The organism is Micromonospora sp. WMMD737, from assembly GCF_049179055.1.
Taxonomy (GTDB): Bacteria; Actinomycetota; Actinomycetes; order Mycobacteriales; family Micromonosporaceae; genus Micromonospora; species Micromonospora reichwaldensis.
This window is the reverse complement of the sequence record NZ_JBMHMH010000001.1, coordinates 2905854-2922672: the sequence shown is the minus strand read 5'-3', so window position 1 is coordinate 2922672 and position 16819 is coordinate 2905854. Positions and strand designations below refer to the sequence as shown.

General features: G+C 72.4%; 21 protein-coding genes, 1 other RNA gene and 1 pseudogene. 17 read left to right on the top strand and 6 right to left on the bottom strand.

Features of this window, described 5'->3' with window-relative positions; translation table 11 throughout:
* The first annotated feature begins 4 nt into the window (after positions 1-4).
* Positions 5-595: an FMN-binding protein gene (locus ACN27A_RS11845; RefSeq protein WP_421452482.1), complete on the top strand. Its 591-nt coding sequence runs from the start codon at positions 5-7 to the stop codon at positions 593-595.
* Between the two features lie 79 nt (positions 596-674).
* Positions 675-1397, top strand: a complete 723-nt coding sequence (locus tag ACN27A_RS11840) for an FAD:protein FMN transferase (protein WP_421458445.1) — start codon at positions 675-677, stop codon at positions 1395-1397.
* Positions 1398-1400: 3 nt separating this feature from the next.
* Here the strand turns inward: ACN27A_RS11840 and ACN27A_RS11835 are convergent, their stop codons facing one another.
* The gene (locus tag ACN27A_RS11835; protein ID WP_158619084.1) at positions 1401-1559 is read right to left on the bottom strand and encodes a hypothetical protein; all 159 of its coding nucleotides are present in this window, start codon (positions 1557-1559) and stop codon (positions 1401-1403) included.
* Positions 1560-1640: 81 nt separating this feature from the next.
* Positions 1641-2312 (bottom strand): bifunctional DNA primase/polymerase, encoded by a 672-nt coding sequence (locus ACN27A_RS11830; protein ID WP_132237270.1) that lies wholly within the window; start codon positions 2310-2312, stop codon positions 1641-1643.
* Between the two features lie 249 nt (positions 2313-2561).
* Between ACN27A_RS11830 and ACN27A_RS11825 the strand changes: the two genes are divergently transcribed.
* The 8 genes from ACN27A_RS11825 to ACN27A_RS11790 all read left to right on the top strand — a co-directional run bounded on the left by ACN27A_RS11825 (position 2562) and on the right by ACN27A_RS11790 (position 10065).
* Complete coding sequence (locus ACN27A_RS11825) at positions 2562-3791, top strand: helix-turn-helix domain-containing protein (RefSeq protein ID WP_421452479.1); 1230 nt, start codon at positions 2562-2564, stop codon at positions 3789-3791.
* Between the two features lie 16 nt (positions 3792-3807).
* The gene (locus ACN27A_RS11820) at positions 3808-4380 is read left to right on the top strand and encodes a flavoprotein (RefSeq protein ID WP_421452477.1); all 573 of its coding nucleotides are present in this window, start codon (positions 3808-3810) and stop codon (positions 4378-4380) included.
* Positions 4381-4541: 161 nt separating this feature from the next.
* A complete protein-coding gene (locus ACN27A_RS11815) occupies positions 4542-5372 on the top strand; it encodes a Nif3-like dinuclear metal center hexameric protein (protein ID WP_421458444.1) in 831 nt (276 codons plus the stop codon).
* Positions 5369-6106, top strand: coding sequence for a zinc ribbon domain-containing protein (locus ACN27A_RS11810; RefSeq protein ID WP_421452475.1), 738 nt, complete (start codon positions 5369-5371; stop codon positions 6104-6106). Before ACN27A_RS11815 ends, ACN27A_RS11810 begins: the two co-directional genes overlap by 4 nt.
* Before the next feature lie 4 nt (positions 6107-6110).
* Positions 6111-7331, top strand: a complete 1221-nt coding sequence (locus ACN27A_RS11805) for a bifunctional RNase H/acid phosphatase (RefSeq protein WP_421452472.1) — start codon at positions 6111-6113, stop codon at positions 7329-7331.
* A gap of 160 nt (positions 7332-7491) precedes the next feature.
* Positions 7492-7773: a DUF3311 domain-containing protein gene (locus tag ACN27A_RS11800; RefSeq protein ID WP_421452470.1), complete on the top strand. Its 282-nt coding sequence runs from the start codon at positions 7492-7494 to the stop codon at positions 7771-7773.
* The gene (gene mctP, locus ACN27A_RS11795) at positions 7773-9428 is read left to right on the top strand and encodes a monocarboxylate uptake permease MctP (RefSeq protein WP_421452467.1); all 1656 of its coding nucleotides are present in this window, start codon (positions 7773-7775) and stop codon (positions 9426-9428) included. Before ACN27A_RS11800 ends, mctP begins: the two co-directional genes overlap by 1 nt.
* A gap of 85 nt (positions 9429-9513) precedes the next feature.
* A complete protein-coding gene (locus ACN27A_RS11790; protein WP_421452464.1) occupies positions 9514-10065 on the top strand; it encodes a hypothetical protein in 552 nt (183 codons plus the stop codon).
* Between the two features lie 77 nt (positions 10066-10142).
* On the opposite strand, the gene ACN27A_RS11785 is transcribed toward ACN27A_RS11790, so the two are convergent.
* Positions 10143-10904, bottom strand: a complete 762-nt coding sequence (locus ACN27A_RS11785) for a sulfite exporter TauE/SafE family protein (RefSeq protein ID WP_421452462.1) — start codon at positions 10902-10904, stop codon at positions 10143-10145.
* Between the two features lie 103 nt (positions 10905-11007).
* On the opposite strand from ACN27A_RS11785, the gene rnpB reads away from it, so the two are divergent.
* Together rnpB and ACN27A_RS11775 are read left to right on the top strand one after the other, a co-directional pair.
* Positions 11008-11425: RNase P RNA component class A (rnpB, locus tag ACN27A_RS11780), an RNA gene on the top strand.
* Positions 11426-11759: 334 nt separating this feature from the next.
* Positions 11760-12107: a hypothetical protein gene (locus tag ACN27A_RS11775; RefSeq protein ID WP_421452460.1), complete on the top strand. Its 348-nt coding sequence runs from the start codon at positions 11760-11762 to the stop codon at positions 12105-12107.
* Between the two features lie 53 nt (positions 12108-12160).
* Here the strand turns inward: ACN27A_RS11775 and ACN27A_RS11770 are convergent.
* Positions 12161-12295: pseudogene (locus tag ACN27A_RS11770) on the bottom strand (haloacid dehalogenase); the annotation flags it as partial.
* A 47-nt stretch (positions 12296-12342) separates the two neighbouring features.
* Positions 12343-12690 (bottom strand): ADP-ribosylation/crystallin J1, encoded by a 348-nt coding sequence (locus ACN27A_RS11765; RefSeq protein WP_421458443.1) that lies wholly within the window; start codon positions 12688-12690, stop codon positions 12343-12345.
* A gap of 163 nt (positions 12691-12853) precedes the next feature.
* Here ACN27A_RS11765 and ACN27A_RS11760 point away from each other — a divergent pair, with 163 nt between their 5' ends.
* The 3 genes from ACN27A_RS11760 (at position 12854) to ACN27A_RS11750 (ending at position 14398) form a co-directional block, all read left to right on the top strand.
* Entirely contained in the window at positions 12854-13219 is a 366-nt protein-coding gene (locus tag ACN27A_RS11760) for a hypothetical protein (RefSeq protein WP_421452458.1), read from the top strand.
* Between the two features lie 54 nt (positions 13220-13273).
* On the top strand, positions 13274-13903 hold the full coding sequence (locus ACN27A_RS11755; protein ID WP_421452455.1) for a hypothetical protein: 630 nt from the start codon (positions 13274-13276) through the stop codon (positions 13901-13903).
* 105 nt (positions 13904-14008) lie between these two features.
* Positions 14009-14398: an Imm32 family immunity protein gene (locus ACN27A_RS11750; protein WP_421452452.1), complete on the top strand. Its 390-nt coding sequence runs from the start codon at positions 14009-14011 to the stop codon at positions 14396-14398.
* A 129-nt stretch (positions 14399-14527) separates the two neighbouring features.
* On the opposite strand, the gene ACN27A_RS11745 is transcribed toward ACN27A_RS11750, so the two are convergent.
* Positions 14528-15253 (bottom strand): TetR/AcrR family transcriptional regulator, encoded by a 726-nt coding sequence (locus ACN27A_RS11745; RefSeq protein WP_421452450.1) that lies wholly within the window; start codon positions 15251-15253, stop codon positions 14528-14530.
* A gap of 30 nt (positions 15254-15283) precedes the next feature.
* On the opposite strand from ACN27A_RS11745, the gene ACN27A_RS11740 reads away from it, so the two are divergent.
* Together ACN27A_RS11740 and ACN27A_RS11735 are read left to right on the top strand one after the other, a co-directional pair.
* Entirely contained in the window at positions 15284-16420 is a 1137-nt protein-coding gene (locus ACN27A_RS11740; RefSeq protein ID WP_421452447.1) for an FAD-dependent oxidoreductase, read from the top strand.
* 36 nt (positions 16421-16456) lie between these two features.
* Positions 16457-16819: an SCP2 sterol-binding domain-containing protein gene (locus ACN27A_RS11735; protein ID WP_421452445.1), complete on the top strand. Its 363-nt coding sequence runs from the start codon at positions 16457-16459 to the stop codon at positions 16817-16819.

The following is a 16819-nucleotide window of genomic DNA, read 5'->3' as shown; positions in this document are numbered from 1 at the left end:
TTCCATGCGTCGCGCCCTGCTCGCGATCACCGGCCTGGCGGCCGGCACCACCGCCCTGGTGGTGCTGAAGGGCTCGCCGGGCACCAGCCCGGTCGCCCAGGACCTGCCGGCGGCGCCCCCACCGGTGGTCCCCGCGCCAGCCGGCCCGACCCCGGGCGGCGGGAAGGTCTCCGCCCCGCCGTCGCCGGCCCGCACCAGCGCGTCCCCCCGGCCCGGTCGCACCGCCACCCGGGCGCCGGCGAGCCGGCCCAGCGCCACCAGCCGGGCGCCGTCCGCGCCGCGCACCACCACGAAGCCGCCGCCCGCGCCGACGACCCGCACCGTCACGGGGCCGGTGGTGGAGAACGAGTACGGCAACGTGCAGGTGCAGATCACCCTCTCCGGGACGCGGATCGTCGACGTGGTGGCCCTGGAGCTGCCCGAGGAGACCGCCCAGTCCGACCAGCGCAGCGAGCAGGTCGACGGCCGCTACAGCGGCGGCTCCGGGCTGGTGGTGCAGCGGCAGAGCGCCGACGTGGACACCGTCTCCGGGGCGACCGCCACCAGCACCTCGTACAAGCAGTCGTTGCAGGCCGCGATCGACCGGGCGAGGTGACGTGCCGGCGGCGGGACGGCGCGAGCCGGCCGGGTCTCCGCCGGCGACCCGGCCGGGGCTGCGCCGGGTCGAGCAGGTCATGGGCACCGCGATCAGCCTCGACCTCGCCGACGACCTGCCCGCCGCCGAGCTGGCCGGGCTGGCCGGGGACGTGTTCGCCTGGCTGCGCGAGGTGGACGCCCGGTTCAGCACGTACCGGGCCGACAGCGAGGTGTGCCGCGTCGACCGGGGCGAGCTGCCGCTCTCCGGGGCCGGCGCCGACCTGCGGGACGTGCTGGCGCGCTGCGCCGACCTGTGGAAGGCCACCGACGGCTTCTTCGACGCGTACGCCACCGGGCGGCTCGACCCGTCCGGCTACGTCAAGGGCTGGTCGGTGCAGGTCGCCTCGGACCGGCTGCTCGCCGCCGGGGCGGCGAACCACTGCCTGAACGCCGGCGGCGACGTGCGGGTACGCGGCCACTCCTCGACCGGGCGACCGTGGCGGATCGGCGTCCGCCACCCGTGGGACGCGATGTCCACCTGCCTCGTGCTCACCGGCACCGACCTGGCCGTGGCCACGTCCGGCGTCTACGAGCGCGGCCACCACGTGCTCGACCCGCGCCGGGGCGTGCCGGCCCGGGGGCTGCGCTCGGTCACCGTGGTCGGGCCGGACCTGGGGCTGGCCGACGCGTACGCCACCGCGGCCGTCGCGATGGGCCCGGCCGGCATCGGCTGGCTGGACGGCCTGTCCGGGCACCAGCACGCGGTCGTCACCGACGACGCCCGCCTCCTGCACTCCACCGCCCTGCCCCTGGCCGGCTGAGGGTCAGCGGAAGGGGCGGGTGGTGGCGGGGCGGGAGCCGAGGGGGCGGGGGCGGCCCGGGCGGGAGCCGACGGGACGGGTGACCGGCCAGCGGCGGCGCGGCCGGTGCCGGGGCGGCGGCTCCGCGCCGTCCGGCTGTCGCGCGGTGTCGTCGGTGGACATGCAACCCCCCGCTCCCGGCGCGGGTGCGCCGTCGTCGTGCTCAACGAGCGCCGGCCCTCCGGCGTCGCTGCCGTGCCGCCGTCACATGCCCCGGCGCGGCAGCGGCAGGTGCCCGGGGAGCAGGTCGGAGGTGACCCTGACGCCGGTGGCCCGCAGGGCCTCGATCAGCGCGTTCTGCACCAGGTAGGAGTCGGGCAGTTGCCAACGGGCCTGTTCGGGCGCGACCGCCCACCGGACGGTGCCCTCCGGCAGCCGGGTCGGTGGGGCCGGGATCCAGGAGCCGGGGCCGTGCCGGACCACGTGGAAGCAGTGGTCCAGCTCGGGGCGGAGCGGGTCGCCGGGGCGGACCAGGAACATCCAGCGGCCGGTCGGGGTCACCAGCACCGGCCCGCGTACGCCGACGCCGGCCGGGTGCGTCCGGACCGCGTCGAGCACGTGCCGGCCGAGGTGCGTGGGGACCTCCAGCACGTCGAACGCCCGCCCGGTGGGCAGCAGCACCCCGTGCGGTCGGGTGCGCCACCAGGTCGCGACCCGGGCCGGGTCGGCGCTCGCCGCGTGCTCCCAGTTCTCCAGGGCGGGGTGGCAGCCGACCGTCGGGCAGCCGGCCCGCCCGCAGACGAAGCGGCTGCGGGCGAGGCAGGCACCGGGGGTGACGTCCCAGCCGTGCAGGGCGTACCGCACGGCCACCCGGCGCAGCCGCACCCGTTCCAACGGGGACAGTTGAACGACGCGCGGCGCGACATTCCCCCACATGTGCCATCTCCCCTCGCCGGACCCGGCCGGTGCCCAGGTCGCATGTCGAGCACCGTCACTGCCGTAACCCGCGATCGTTGAGCTGACGAACGGCTCGTGCAACTTGCACGAAAACTACGAGAACTGGCTGTACGGCTGACGCACACGCTGTGCGACCAGCGAAAACCTGAGACGTACGGATCGATCGCCGCACCCGGCAGGACCGGCCGGCACGCCCGCTCGAGCAGGCACAGGGGAAGGAACGGGTGGATGGACGAGTTACCCATCGGGCGGCGGGTGGCCTACTGGCGGGGGCGCCGCAAGATGTCGCAGCAGGTCTTCGCCGACCGGCTGGGCAAGTCGAAGAGCTGGGTGGACAAGATCGAGCGCGGGGTGCGCCGGCTGGACAAGTTCTCCGTCCTCTACGAGATCGCCGACATCCTCCAGGTCGACGTGCAGCTGCTGCTCGGCAAGGACCCGGAGCGGCGGACGGACGCGCTGAACTGCATCGACCAGGTGGAGGTGCAGGAGATCCGGGCGGCCCTGGAGCGGTACGACTCGATGAGCGCGTACTTCGACGCCGCGCCGTGCCCGCCGCCCCTGGCCGACATGCGCAAGGCCGTCAACCACGCCTGGCTCACCTACCAGTACGGCCGCTACGGGATGCTCACCCGGGCGCTGCCGAAGCTGCTGCGCGACGCCCAGGCCGCCGACGCCGGCCACGGCGGCGACCAGGCGGTCGAGGCGGCCCACCTGCTCGGGCAGGTCTACCAGATCGCCTCGTCGGTGCTGCGCAAGCTGGGCGAGTGCGAGCTGGCCTGGCTGGCCGCCGACCGCTCGATGGCGGTGGCCCAGCGCGCCGACGACCCGCTGCTGGCCGGCATCGCCACCACCCGGGTCTGCAACGCGCTGGTGGCGATGGGCCGCCCCCGGCCCGCGCTCGAACTCAACGTCACCATCGCCAACCGGCTCGCCCCCGGCGCCGGCAACGCCGCCGATCCGGCCCTGCTCTCGGTCTACGGGATGCTGCTGCTCCAGGGTGCGATGGCCGCCGCCCGGATCGGCGACTCCGCCACGGTCGGCGACCTGATCAACGGCGCGCAGGAGGCGGCCGTCCTGCTGGGCGGCGACCACAACCACTACTGGACCTCGTTCGGGCCGACCAACGTGGAGCTGCACCGGGCGGCGGCGGCGGTCGAGCTCGGCGACGGGGGCCGGGCGGTCGAGGTGCACCAGCGGCGCATCCAGGAGCCGGCCTTCGGCGCCCTGCTGCCGGAACGCCGGGCCCACCACCTGCTCGACATCGCCCGGGGCTTCGCCCAGATCGGCGACGTGGCCAACGCCGGCGAGATGCTGCTGCGCGGCGACCGCCTCGCCCCGTCGGAGATCCGCTGCCGGCCGATCGCCCACGAGGTGATGTCGGACGTCCTGCGTCGCACACGTGGTGCGCCGCCTTCTCCGATTGCGGAGTTGGCTGAGCACATGGGAGTTGGGGTATGAGCGCGGTGGCGGCCTGATGGCCGGCCCGCACCCGAGCAGCGAGCGCCGTGAGGTGCTCTACGTCATCGCCTGCGGTTCGCCGCTGGCCCGCCACGTCGGCCGACTCGTCGAGCTGGCGCAGCAGGACGGTTGGGACGTCTGCGTGGTCACCACGCCGGACGGCGCCAAGTTCGTCGACCGGGCCGCGCTGGCCCGGCAGACCGGCCATCCGGTCCGCACCCACTACAAGAACCCGGGCGATCTCGACGTGCTGCCGCAGGCCGACGCGATCATCGTCTGCCCGGCGACGGTCAACACCGTCAACAAGTGGGCGGCCGGGATCACCGACACACTGGCCCTCGGGCTGCTGGTGGAGGCGCAGGGCCTGGGCGTGCCGGTGGTGGCGGTGCCGTACACGAACGCGGCGATGGCGGCCCACCCGGCCTTCCGGGCGGGCATCGCCCGGCTCGCGGAGTGGGGGGTCACGGTGCTCTTCGGCGATGACGTCTTCCCGTTGCACCCGCCGGGCACCGGCGAGCGGCACGTGCACGCCTTCCCGTGGGCCCTGGGTCTGGCCGCCGTACGCGACCGGCTCTGCCCCGTCGCCTGACGTGTAGGGAAGGGCCCCTGGCAATCGCGTAGCGATTGCCAGGGGCCCTTCCTACACCCGGGACACGCCGCCGTGTCGGTGGGCGAGGGCCCCGGCCGGGGTCCGCGCCGGTAAGCTGGCCCGCCGTGAGCACCAACGCAGTCCCGCCGACCGTCGCCGACGTGGTCGCCGAGCTGGAGCGGCGCTATCCGCCGGCCTGGGCCGAGGACTGGGACCGGGTCGGGCTGGTGCTCGGCGAGCCGTGCGCCCCGGTACGCCGGGTCCTCTGCGTCGTCGACGTGGTGCCGGAGACGGTCGCCGAGGCGCTCGACGCCGGCGTCGACATGATCGTCGCCCACCATCCGCTGCTGCTGCGCGGCGTCTCCTCGGTGGCCCCCACGACCTTCAAGGGCCGGATCGTGCACCGGCTGATCAAGTCCGACGTGGCGTTGTACGTCGCGCACACCAACGCCGACGTGGCCGCCCCGGGGGTCTCCGACGCCCTCGCCGCCCGGTTCGGGCTGACCGGGTTGCGCCCGCTGCACCGGCCCGCACCCGGTACGCCCGCGCACGGCGACGGCCGGGGGATCGGCCGGATCGGCGAGCTGCCGGAGCCGATGACGCTGGCGGAGCTGACCCGGCACGCCGCCGCCGTGCTGCCCGCCACCGCCTGGGGAGTTCGCGCCGCCGGGGATCCCGGGCGTATGGTTCGTACCCTTGCGGTCAGCGGCGGCGCGGGGGACGGCTTCCTCGCCGACGCGACCGCGGCCGGGGTGGACGCGTTCCTCACCGCCGACCTGCGCCACCACCCGGCCGGCGAGCACCTGGCCGCCGATGGCCCGGCCCTGCTCGACGCCGCCCACTGGGCGACGGAACGACCGTGGCTGGACGACCTGGCCGTCCTCCTGCGGGAGGCGACGGGTGTCGAGACGCTGGTGTCCGACCTGGCCACCGACCCGTGGACCGTACACGCCGCCCCACCCGCGGTGGACGACAAGGAGCCCCGACCGTGAAGGCTGACCCCCAGGTCCAGCGCCGCCTGCTCGACCTCCAGGCGATCGACACCTCCCTCGCCCAGCTCGCCCACCGGCGCCGTTCGCTGCCGGAGCGGGCCGAGCTGGACGCGCTGGCCCGGGAGCTGTCCGCGCTGGAGGACGAGCGGGTCCGCGCCCAGGTCGCGGTCGACGACCTGGACCGGGACATCGCCCGCATGGAGAAGGACGTCGACCAGGTGCGGGCGCGCAAGTCCAAGAACGAGGCCCGGCTCGCCGCCGGCAGCGGTCCGGCCCGGGAGCTGGAGGCCCTCCAGCACGAGCTGGTCTCGCTCAACCGGCGCCAGGGCGACCTGGAGGACGCCGAGCTGGAGCTGATGGAGCAGCGGGAGACGGCGCAGGGCGTGCTGGACGGCGTCGAGCAGCGGCTCGCGGAGGTGCGGGAGAAGCGCGACGACGCCGAGCGGCGCCGCGACGAGAGCCTGGCCGAGATCGCCAAGGAGGAGGAGTTCAAGCGCGGCGCCCGCCAGCCGCTGGCGGGCGACCTCCCGGCCGACCTGGTGCAGCTCTACGACAAGATCCGCGAGGACACCGGGCTCGGCGCGGCGCTGCTGACCGCCGGCCGGTGCGGCGGCTGCCGTCTGACGCTCTCCGGCGCCGACGTGGCCCGGATCCGCAAGACCGACCCGGACGAGGTCGTCCGCTGCGAGGACTGCCGACGGATCATGGTCCGTACCAACGAGTCCGGCCTGTAGTCCCGTGGCGCCGCGCGTGGTCGTCGTCGAGGCCGACGGCGGATCCCGGGGCAACCCCGGCCCGGCCGGCTACGGCGCGGTGGTCCGCGACGCGGACACCGGTGAGGTGCTGGCCGAGCGGGGCGAGTCGATCGGCGTCGCCACCAACAACGTCGCCGAGTACCGGGGGCTGATCGCCGGGCTGGAGGCCGCCGCCGAGCTGGGTGCCACCGAGGTCGAGGCCAGGATGGACTCGAAGCTGGTGGTCGAGCAGATGTGCGGCCGCTGGCAGATCAAGCACCCCGGGCTGCGTCCGCTCGCCGCGCAGGCCGCCGGGCTGGTCGACCGCTTCGCCGCCGTGCGGTTCCACTGGATTCCCCGGGAACGCAACCGGCACGCCGACGCCCTCGCCAACGCCGCCATGGACGCCGCCGCCGGCAAGGCGCCGGCCCGGGCCGCCGTCGCGCCGCCGCGCGTCGTGGAGCCGCCGCGCGAGGTCGCCGCTCCCGACTCACCGGCCCGCGCGAGGGCCCGCGAGGTGGCCGCCCGCGCCGCGTCGGCGTCGAGCACCGGCACCGACCCGGCCACCGCGCCCGCCTCCTGGGAGCCGCGGCCGAGCTTCACCGCCACCCGGCTCATCCTCGTCCGGCACGGCGAGACGGCCTTCACCGAACAGCGCCGCTACTCCGGCCGCGGCGACGTGCCGCTCTCCGAGCGCGGCCAGGCTCAGGTCCGGGCCACGGCCGCCCGGGTGGCCGCGCTGGCCCCGACCGTCGCGGCCGTGCTCAGCTCGCCCCTGTCCCGGTGTACGGCGACCGCCGAGGCGATCGCCGGGGCGCTCGGCGGCGTGCCGGTGCGCCGCGAGGACGACCTGATCGAGTGCGACTTCGGGGCCTGGGAGGGGCGCACCTTCGCCGAGGTCCGGCAGGAGTGGCCGGGCGAGATGGACGCCTGGCTGGCCTCGACCCGGGTGGCCCCGCCGGGCGGCGAGTCGTTCGTCGACGTCGCCGAGCGCTGCCGCCGCGTGGTCGACGGGCTGTGCCGGGCGTACCCGGGGGAGACCGTGGTGGTGGTCTCCCACGTCTCGCCGATCAAGCTGGTGCTGCGCGACGCCCTCGCGGCCGGCGACGGCTTCCTGCACCGGTTGTTCCTGGACGCGGCCGGCGTCTCGGTGCTCGACACGTGGCCCGACGGCGGGGTCGCCGTCCGTACGGTCAACGACACCGCGCACCTCGCCGGGATCTGAGCCGGGCGGGCCACCGTCCGGCCGCCCGGGGTCGCCGTTCGGCGCACGCCGTCCGCCGTTCGGCGCAGCAATCTCCTCCCATAGAACGTGACCCGGGTCACAGGGTCGTAGCCTCCGGCCGTCATCAGTGTCGATCTACGACTCGCGGAGGTTTGTCGCAATGGCCGCACCCGAACCGGAGGCGCCGACAGCGGCGCGCTCCAGGGCGAAGGACCACAGCCCCTGGAACTGGTTGCTCTTCATCCCCATCGTGGTGCCCCTGATCCCGGTCTTCTTCAACGCCGACTCGCCCCGGTTCCTCGGCTTTCCGCGTTTCTACTGGCTCCAGCTCGGCTACATCCTGCTCGGCGTGGCCACCACCACGCTGGTGTACCAGATGACGAAGAAGCGGGCCGGCGCGCCGTCTGACGGGCCGGGCGACACGGCGGCGGGTGATCGCTGATGTGGCGCGACCACCTCACCGAGATCATCGTCTTCTCGGTGCTCTTCCTGCTGGTCAGCGGGATGGGATTCGTGGCGGCCCGGTGGCGGGCCCCGAAGGACATGGCCCACCTCGACGAGTGGGGGCTGGGCGGGCGCAACTTCGGCGGCTGGATCACCTGGTTCCTGGTGGGCGGTGACCTGTACACCGCGTACACCTTCGTGGCGGTGCCGGCGCTGATGTTCGGTGCCGGCGCGGCCGGCTTCTTCGCCGTCCCCTACACCATCGTCATCTACCCGCTGGTGTTCCTGGTGCTGTGCCGGCTCTGGTCGGTCTCGCACCGGCACGGCTTCGTCACCCCCGCGGACTTCGTTCGCAAGCGGTTCGACTCGCCGGTGCTGGCGCTGCTGATCGCCATCACCGGCATCGTGGCGACGATGCCGTACATCGCGCTGCAACTGGTCGGCATCGAGGCGGTGCTCAAGACCATGGGGGTGACCGGCGAGAGCACGCTGGCCCGGCACCTGCCGATCATCGTCGCCTTCGCGATCCTGGCCGCGTACACCTACCAGTCGGGGCTGCGCGCGCCGGCGCTGATCGCGTTCGTCAAGGACACGCTGATCTACATCGTGATCCTGGTGGCGGTGCTCTACCTGCCGTACAAGCTGGGCGGCTGGGGCGAGATCTTCGACGCCGCCGACGCGAAGTTCGACGCGTCGCCGAACGCAGGCGACGGGGTGCTGCTCAACGCCAACAACCAGCTCCAGTACGTCACGCTGGCGTTCGGTTCGGCGCTGGCGCTGTTCCTCTACCCGCACAGCATCACCGGCGTGCTGGCCAGCCGGAACCGCGACGTGATCAAGCGGAACATGTCGGCGCTGCCCGCGTACAGCCTGCTGCTCGGCCTGATCGCGCTGCTCGGCTTCATGGCCATCGCGGCCGGGGTGAAGCCGCTGCCCGGGTCGAAGGAGGGCACCGTGGACAGCAACACGGTGGTGCCGGTCCTGTTCGACCAGCAGTTCCCCGACTGGTTCGCCGGCGTCGCGTACGCGGCCATCGGCATCGGCGCGCTGGTGCCGGCGGCGATCATGTCGATCGCGGCGGCGAACCTGTTCACCCGCAACATCTACAAGGAGTACCTGAAGCGGGACGCCAGCCCCGCGCAGGAGGCGAACGTCTCCAAGATCACCTCGCTGGTGGTGAAGGTCGGCGCGGTGGCCTGCATCGTCTTCCTCGACCCGCAGTTCTCCATCGACCTCCAGCTCATCGGCGGCGTGATCATCCTCCAGACGCTGCCGGCGGTGGCCCTCGGCCTCTACACCCGCTGGTTCCACCGGGGTGCACTCATCGGCGGCTGGATCGCGGGCATGGGGCTGGGCATGTGGATGCTCTACCAGATCCCGAACGCCGCGACCGGCCGCAAGCACTTCGGCGGCTCGGCGTTCCCGCTTGCCGACTTCGGCTTCGACACCCCGAAGACGATCTACGTCGGGATCGTGGCGGTGCTGGTCAACCTCGCGGTCGCGGCGCTGCTCACGGTGGTGCTGCGGGCGGCGAAGGTGCGCGACGGCGGCGACGGCACCACGTCGGACGACTACTTCGCCGACGAGGGCGACCCGCGCGTCGTACCCGGCCCGCGCCGGGACGCCGACGCCGCCCCGGAACCGGTCGCCTGAGCCTCTCCCGCGACCGCGTCGCCCCCGGCCCCTGCCGGCCGGGGGCGACGCGGCGGGGGTGGACGCCCTTCGTACGCTGACGCCCATGACGAGACGCGCGCTGGTGGCCGTCCTCGGCGGCTCCGCCGCGTTGCTTCTGCTGGCGGTCGTCGGGTGTGTGGGGGCCGTGATCCGGGTTGTCGGCAACGACCCGGGCGACACGCCCGAGTGCCGGGAGACGGTGCGCGCCGAGGAGGCGAAGGTGCACACCCAGCGGTGGTATCCGCCCGAGGAACTGCCGGGCCTCGGCGACTACCTGGAGATCCACTGGCAGGTGCGTTCCCTCGCGGGCGAGCCGTGCGGCCGCGCGCCGGGCCCGGTGGAGTGGGCGTACCAGGGCGTGGTCCGGCTGCGTCCGGCGGACGCGCGGACGCTGGCGCAGCGGTACGGCTTCGTGCCGTACGCGCCCGCCGAGCCGGACCAAGCGCCTCTCACCAGCCCGGCGGACGCGTGGCCCGCTCTCGCGCCGTTCCTGCCGGCCGCGCCCCGATGGCTGCACAGCCGGGTGTACGACGAGGCGACCCCGTCCACGCGGTGGCGGACCGCCTTCCTGGACGTCGAGCACCGGACGCTCTTCTTCACGCTCCAGGACCACTAGCCGCCCGGGCGTGCGTCCTTCGCCCGCCCGGCCGGGCACCTGTCCAGTGTTCCGGGCCGGGCAGCCGTCGCCGAGGCTCAGCGCAGCGCGCGCCAGAGCAGGTAGAGCCCGATCGACGTGCCGAAGACCACGATCAGCACCTTGAGCACCACCGGCGGCAGCCGGCGCACCAGCCGCGCGCCGGCGTACCCGCCGACAAGCGTCGCCGGCGCGACCACCGCCACGGCCGCCCAGTTCACCGGCCCGAACAGCGCGAACACCACGAGGGTGGTCAACCCGACCAGGGCGGAGAGCAGGTTCTTCAGCGCGCTCACCCGCGCCAGCGTCGCGTCCAGAACCAGGGCCAGGCCCGCCACCAGCATCACCCCCAGCGCCGCGCCGAAGTAGCCGCCGTACACCGCGCCGACGGCGACCATGGCCTGCACGGTGACCGTACGGCGGCGCGGCGCCAGGTCGCGCGGATGCCCGACGAGCCGGCGCAGCGGATCCTGGAACGCCAGCACCGCCGTCGCCCCGAGCACCAGGAAGGGCACCACCAGCTCGAACGCCCGGGCCGGCGTGGCCAGCAGCAGCAGGGCGCCGGCGATCGTACCGACGATCGTGGTGGGCACCAGCGCGGCCAGCATCCGCCGGGGCGGCAGGTCCTGCCGGCTGCCCGCCACGCTCGCCACGTACCCGGGAAAGACCGCGACCGAATTGCTCACGTTGGCCGGCACCGGCGGCAGGCCCACCGCGATCATCGCCGGAAAGGTGATGAGCGAGCCCCCGCCGGCCACCGCGTTCACCGTGCCCGCGGCGAGCCCGGCGGCGAGCAGCAGCGCGGCGTCGGAGACATCCATGGTCACCAGAGGCTAGTACCCGCCTCCGGCAGGACGGGCGCCGGACGGCCCCGGGGTGGCAATAGGCGCGGCCGTGGCGTCGTTAGGATGGATGCGCGACGGACGAGTCGACCGGGCGGTCGCGTCGGCGGGCTCCAGCCCGCCGCCGAGGAACGTCCGGACTCCACAGGGCAGGGTGGTTGCTAACGGCAACCCGGGGTGACCCGCGGGACAGTGCCACAGAAAACAGACCGCCGACCCCATCGGGGACGGTAAGGGTGAAACGGTGGGGTAAGAGCCCACCAGCACCCCGGGTGACCGGGGTGGCTCGGTAAACCCCACCCGGAGCAAGGCCAAGCAAGGGCCGTCACCAGACATGATGACGACCCGGCGCAGACGCTTGAGGGCTGCCCGCCCGATGTCTGCGGGTAGGCCGCTCGAGCCTGCCGGCGACGGCAGGCCTAGATGGATGGCCGCCGCCGACGCGAGCCCCTCGGGGCGCGCGCCGGTCACAGAATCCGGCGTACAGGTCGACTCGTCCGTCGCCCACCAGCTCGGAGCGCCGATCAATGCTCTGAGCTGGTTCTATGTTCGGGTGTCGATGGGTGTTGGTGGTCAACTTTGGCCGACCTCTGACGGCCTGCGACGGCCTGATGGCCTGGGGACGGGCTGATCTCGGACCGACTACATCAGCGCAAACCTATGAGTTGCGGTGTGGTGTGCGGCCTAGGTTGAGCGGCGCGCCGTACAGCCCTCAACCACAGATCCACTAGGGCGTGTGTCGAGGTAGGTTGAAGTCGAGGTGGTGGAGGGTTGGAGGAGTTCCGGCGGCATGTCTTGTCCTGTCCGCGAGGCCGCCCGCCTGGAGTGCGGCGCTTGGACGTCGCGTTCGACTACGGTGCCTTCCCTGTGTGGGCCTGGGGCACGATTCCCGCTTGCGGTGGTCGTCCAGGCCGCGAGGTCGTGGAAATGGTTCACCCGGAAGGGCTGAGGCTCTCGCCCAAGCTGGCTACTGGGCTGGGTGCGTGGTCCGACTGGATGGACATGCACAGCGAATACGGCGGGGGTCGGGTCGCCACCGACGAGCAGTACCGGGCGTGGACGGAACAGGGCCGGAAGCTGGCCCAGCAACTGTCAGAGGAAACCGGCGCGGCAGTCGTCTACCGGGGCGATCACGTCGAAGTAGCTGACGATTGCCCGTACTGTGGTCACCGCGGCTATTGAGCTCTCGTGCCGCGGACGCTGACCCCGGCGGACACCGCCACAGCGGCGCATTGCGAGACATGGACGGCAAGGCGGTGCGCTGCCAGGTAGGCGCTCACGGCACCGGCAGAGTTGTTGCTGACCACTGCCACGGGGAAGTCGGCCTGGCGGGCCGCCACGACGACTTCCCGGCCGTACGGGGTCGGCTTCTTGGGCGGCAGGGTGACCGATGAGCGCCGTCTGCGTCCGTCACCGACTAACGGAACTCGTGGACGACCTCGATCGGACCGACGATGTGCGCGTTGAACTCGTTCAGTTCCTCGGCCGGGACCCACAGCATCGGAGCAGCGGACCCGCCGAAGGACCGTGTCGAGTAGCGGCCCAGGAAGCCTGTCTCGACGTGGAAGCGGGCCACGTAGCGCACGGATCCGAACAGGTTCCAGTCTCGGGCAGCCCCGATTGCGAAGTCCTCGCTGAGGATCGGAAAGAAGTGCGTTTCGTCTGGCGAGAGTGCCGGCCACCTGCGCCAACCCGTTTCGCGGACCAGGTCGCGTTCCTGCTGTCCCAACGGGCGCCACAGCACGGTCGTTCCGTCGCTGCTCATGTAGTCCTCGCCGCTGCGGTCGGTCGTGAGAGCGGACAGTACCCGAAATTCCACGCCTTCCGCCCTGCCCGCCGGAGGTACACCGATGACGGCTCTGACCCTGGCTGGCGTCGAACCCTTCCCGCCCCCGGTCACTCCTCGGCTAGGGTCGCGGGCGGCCCGCATGGCGCTTCCTCGCTCGGTCGACGTGCTGAAGGAGATTGCGGCCGAGTACGGCATCAGCGTTCGGCCGCTCGCCATGCGGTGTACGGATCTCGACACCGGCCGTACCGTCGCTCTGGTGCTGCGGCAGCACATCAAGGACTGCGACCCGGTGGCGCCCAACCTGCCGTGGGAGAACCCGGCCGACGACGAGCGGGTCACGGTGCCGCTGCTGTTCGCTCGACGTGGGGGGAGAGCAGCAAGGCCCTTGCGTCGCACCTCGGTCACGCCGACCCCGGGTTCACGCTCCGGTGTATGGGCACCTGATGCCAGCCAGCGAGGAACGCACCCGCAATACCATAGACAGTCTGTTCAGGTCTGCTGCTGAGGTTCCGGGACCGCGCCCGTGACAGCGTTGTGCCTGAAGGCCAGACTCGTCCGGGTGGAACTCGTTGAGTTGGGTGTGGTCGCTGCTCCATCCGGTGTCTTGGTCCTCGCGACGGTCGGGCACCTCGACTACATCTGGCCCAGCATCGGCGAGCGGCTTTCCGACCGTGCGGCGGCGGTCGCCGCCACTGGTGGTGGCCACATCCAGGAATGGCTGTTCGAGGCGGTCGCCGTACCTGTCGACGCCGACCGTCCACTCCCCGTGCTGGCGGCTACCCAGCCGTCCCCGTTCTTCGGCGAGGCCGCCATCACGATGCTTGAGGTTCGTCTTGGCGGAAAAAGCGTCGGCCGGTTGCTCGGTGACCTTCCGGCCGACCGGTACGGCATGGTCCTGGGCGACGCCGTCGCACTCGATTCGTGGGTCGGCCCGTCCATGGAGCCGCCTACCGACTACGACAACTTTCGCCGGTCCGCCGCGAACCATCCGCTGCACGTCGGCCCGGTCGAGGTTGCCGGCTGTCCCGTTATCGGCATCGGCTGGGGCGAGGGTGACCATTCGATGCGTCACCGGGGAGAGCGGGCGGCGGGTCACGTCTACCCGGTGACGGTTATCAGCGACCACTCATCCCGAACCGTTCTGCGGTGGGACGTCGACCCCGCCAAGGTTCGACCTCCGGCGGCCTGATTCTCTCGTTCACTTGGTCCTGACGCCGGCTCACCCCGACCACAGCCGGCCGGAGCGTGGCGCGGTGGGCGACGCAAGGCTCGCGCGGCGAGGGACAATGCGCCGATGGAGGATCACCGACGCTGCCGTCTCTCCGTCAGCGACGACGAGCTGGAACTTGCCGGTCCGCCGGCTGCGCTCCGTGCCCTCAGCCGGCAGCTTCGCCAACATGCCGAGCCCATCGAGGTGGCGGTCACCGACGGGGTCGTCAGTCAGAAGGCGACCGCAGGCCCGCTGCTTGTCGGTCTGCGAGGCGCAACGACGCTGCAATTCTCCGGCGGGCGTGAGTATCTCGACATCATCTGGGACGCGCTGGACGGAGTGGCTGAGCAGGCCGAGACTGCCGATGATCGGGCAGTCCGTCGGCATCAGCACATTGAACACCTCCCTGGCGACGACTACCGGTCGCCGGACCTGGTCCCACTGGTCATCGTGGCTGACTGGCCAGAATCGTAGGTGCACGATCGCCGGGCGGTGGCAGTCCGTCAACTGATCTGCCACACCCTCAACGCGCCGGTTGCAGCAGATCCGGATGTCTGACCGAGGTGCGTGCTCTCAGCGGGCGGCTGGTTCCGGAGCAGGTGGTCACGTCTGGGGATGGCCGGTGATGCCGTCCAGGACGGTGGTCAGGTTGTGGTGGAAGGTCTCCTCGGCGTCGAGGTGGGCGCCGTCGACGACGAGCCGGGCGATGGTGGGGTAGCGGCCTGTGCCGAGCATGCGTGTCAGGTAGGGCCCGAGGGCGGCCTGCCAGGCGGACACGTCGGTGCCGGTGGAACGGGCGGTGCGTCGCTCGGTGACCTCGCTGCGGAGCGCCCCGATGAGGAACGCGTTGAGGGCGCCCACGGCCCGCTGGAGGTCGTCGATTCCGCGTACGCCGGGGGCCTGGCTGAGCGCCGCCGCGGTCGATTCGCCCACGGCGAGCGCATGAGGTCCCAGGTGCGGCCTCGCGCCGAGCAGGTCGGCGAACCACTCATGCTCAAGAGCGGCGTCGCGGGTGCGGTGAGCGATGGCCAGTAGCGTGGCGCGCCACTCGGAGTGCTGGCCGGCCTCGGCGATCTGGGCATACACGGCGTCGACCATCAGGTCGAGCAGTTCGGATCTGTTGGTCACGTAGTCGTAGAGCCGCATCGGACCGACACCGAGCTCTTTGGCGATCTTGCGAACCGACAGGCCGTCGAGGCCGTGTGCGTCGGCGAGCCGGACAGCCGTGGCGGCGATCTTCGCGCGGCTCAGCGGCACCGGTGCCGCTCGCGGCTGAGGCTCGGGCCGTTCCCAGACGGGCAACGGCGCGCTACCGTACGGCGTATTCATGGGATACAGCGTACGTTAATGGAGGTGATGATGCGGATCGCGATTGCCGGCGGTGGCCTCGGCGGCCTGACACTGGCGCGAATCCTGCACCGGCACGGCATCGACGCGGTGGTGTACGAACGCGAGACGGGCCGATCCACGCGATCGCAGGGTGGATCGCTCGACCTGCACCCGGAGTCCGGGCAACTGGCCCTGGCCCGAGCGGGCCTCGCCGACCGGTTCCGGTCCGAGGCTCGGCCGGAGGGCGAGGAACATCGCATCCTCGACCCGGCCGGACGCACCCTCGTGCACCACACGCCACGACCCGGCGCGTTCTCCGGACGCCCCGAGATCGACCGCGCCGCACTGCGCGATCTTCTGCTCGATTCGCTCCCCGCCGACACGGTGGCCTGGCAGCACCGGCTCGTCGCGGCGGCTCCACGTCCCGGCGGAGGCTTCGGGCTGACGTTCGACGGTGGCCACCGCGCCGACTGCGACGTCCTCGTCGGCGCGGACGGCGCGCGCTCGGTCGTCCGGTCGCTGCTCACCGACGCGAGACTGTCCTACGTGGCCACCCTGGTGGAGCTGAGCATCAGCGACGCCGACCGGCGCCATCCGGATATCGCCGAGCTGGTCGGCCCCGGGAACCTGTGGTGCGTCGGCGTGAACCAGATCCTTGCCGCGCAACGCCTCGGCGACGGCGGCATCCGAGTGGGCATCTCCCTCCGTGCGGACGATCGGCACCCGGACACCTTCCGCAGCAAGCGGGCTCTGCTGGACATGTTCGACGGCTGGGACCCGAGTCTCACCGCACTCATCGAAGCCGGCGACAGCGCGCCGACGCCTCGCAGGATCGAGGCGATGCCCATCGGCACACGCTGGGCCCACCAGCCGGGCGTCACCCTCATCGGTGACGCCGCGCACCTCATGCCGCCGGTCGGCGAGGGTGCCAACCAGGCCATGCTCGACGGCGCCGAACTCGCCGGCGAACTCGCCGCCGATCCCGCCGACCCGGACTCGGCGATCCGGGCGTACGAGGAGGCGATGTTCACCAGGATCATCCCGATCGCCGAAATGTCCGCGCGGGTCCAGGCGATGATGCTGTCCCCGACCGCCGCCGACGACATCGTCCGCTTCTTCACGCCCCAGCCCGCGCGGCAGGAGTTAGCGCCCCCGTACGAGGGGTAGTCGGCGAGCGCTCCTGACAAGCGGCGGGGAGGTCGAATGACGGCGACCAGTGCCTTCTTCGAGCAGTTGGCGGCTGTCGGTCACGATCCACGGTTGTGCAAGGTCCGTGGCACCATCCGGTTCGACATCCGGGAGGGGGACCGGGTGGAGCGGTGGCTGCTGGACATCGACCATGGAAGCCTGAAGGTGACGCGGAGCGACGCCCCGGCGGAAGCGGTCATCAAGGTCACCGCCGACGTCGCGGAGGCGATGACGCGGGGTGAGATGAACGGCCTGGCCGGGATCACCCGGGGCGAGATCATGATCGACGGGAACCTCGCGTTGGCGATGCGGGTCGGGCGGCTGTTCCCCGTGCCCCCCGCCGAACGGCAGCAGGCCGTCTCCGGCCGCGGGGAGTGA

Bases quoted from the DNA above. Each gene is read 5' to 3' on its own strand.
- ACN27A_RS11845 (WP_421452482.1), top strand. From the start codon at position 5: ATGCGTCGCGCCCTGCTCGCGATCACCGGCCTGGCGGCCGGCACCACC.
- ACN27A_RS11840 (WP_421458445.1), top strand. From the start codon at position 675: ATGGGCACCGCGATCAGCCTCGACCTCGCCGACGACCTGCCCGCCGCC.
- ACN27A_RS11835 (WP_158619084.1), bottom strand. From the start codon at position 1,559: ATGTCCACCGACGACACCGCGCGACAGCCGGACGGCGCGGAGCCGCCG.
- ACN27A_RS11830 (WP_132237270.1), bottom strand. From the start codon at position 2,312: ATGTGGGGGAATGTCGCGCCGCGCGTCGTTCAACTGTCCCCGTTGGAA.
- ACN27A_RS11825 (WP_421452479.1), top strand. From the start codon at position 2,562: ATGGACGAGTTACCCATCGGGCGGCGGGTGGCCTACTGGCGGGGGCGC.
- ACN27A_RS11820 (WP_421452477.1), top strand. From the start codon at position 3,808: ATGGCCGGCCCGCACCCGAGCAGCGAGCGCCGTGAGGTGCTCTACGTC.
- ACN27A_RS11800 (WP_421452470.1), top strand. From the start codon at position 7,492: ATGGCCGCACCCGAACCGGAGGCGCCGACAGCGGCGCGCTCCAGGGCG.
- mctP (WP_421452467.1), top strand. From the start codon at position 7,773: ATGTGGCGCGACCACCTCACCGAGATCATCGTCTTCTCGGTGCTCTTC.
- ACN27A_RS11790 (WP_421452464.1), top strand. From the start codon at position 9,514: ATGACGAGACGCGCGCTGGTGGCCGTCCTCGGCGGCTCCGCCGCGTTG.
- ACN27A_RS11785 (WP_421452462.1), bottom strand. From the start codon at position 10,904: ATGGATGTCTCCGACGCCGCGCTGCTGCTCGCCGCCGGGCTCGCCGCG.
- ACN27A_RS11765 (WP_421458443.1), bottom strand. From the start codon at position 12,690: ATGAGCAGCGACGGAACGACCGTGCTGTGGCGCCCGTTGGGACAGCAG.
- ACN27A_RS11760 (WP_421452458.1), top strand. From the start codon at position 12,854: ATGGCGCTTCCTCGCTCGGTCGACGTGCTGAAGGAGATTGCGGCCGAG.
- ACN27A_RS11750 (WP_421452452.1), top strand. From the start codon at position 14,009: ATGGAGGATCACCGACGCTGCCGTCTCTCCGTCAGCGACGACGAGCTG.
- ACN27A_RS11745 (WP_421452450.1), bottom strand. From the start codon at position 15,253: ATGAATACGCCGTACGGTAGCGCGCCGTTGCCCGTCTGGGAACGGCCC.
- ACN27A_RS11740 (WP_421452447.1), top strand. From the start codon at position 15,284: ATGCGGATCGCGATTGCCGGCGGTGGCCTCGGCGGCCTGACACTGGCG.
- ACN27A_RS11735 (WP_421452445.1), top strand. From the start codon at position 16,457: ATGACGGCGACCAGTGCCTTCTTCGAGCAGTTGGCGGCTGTCGGTCAC.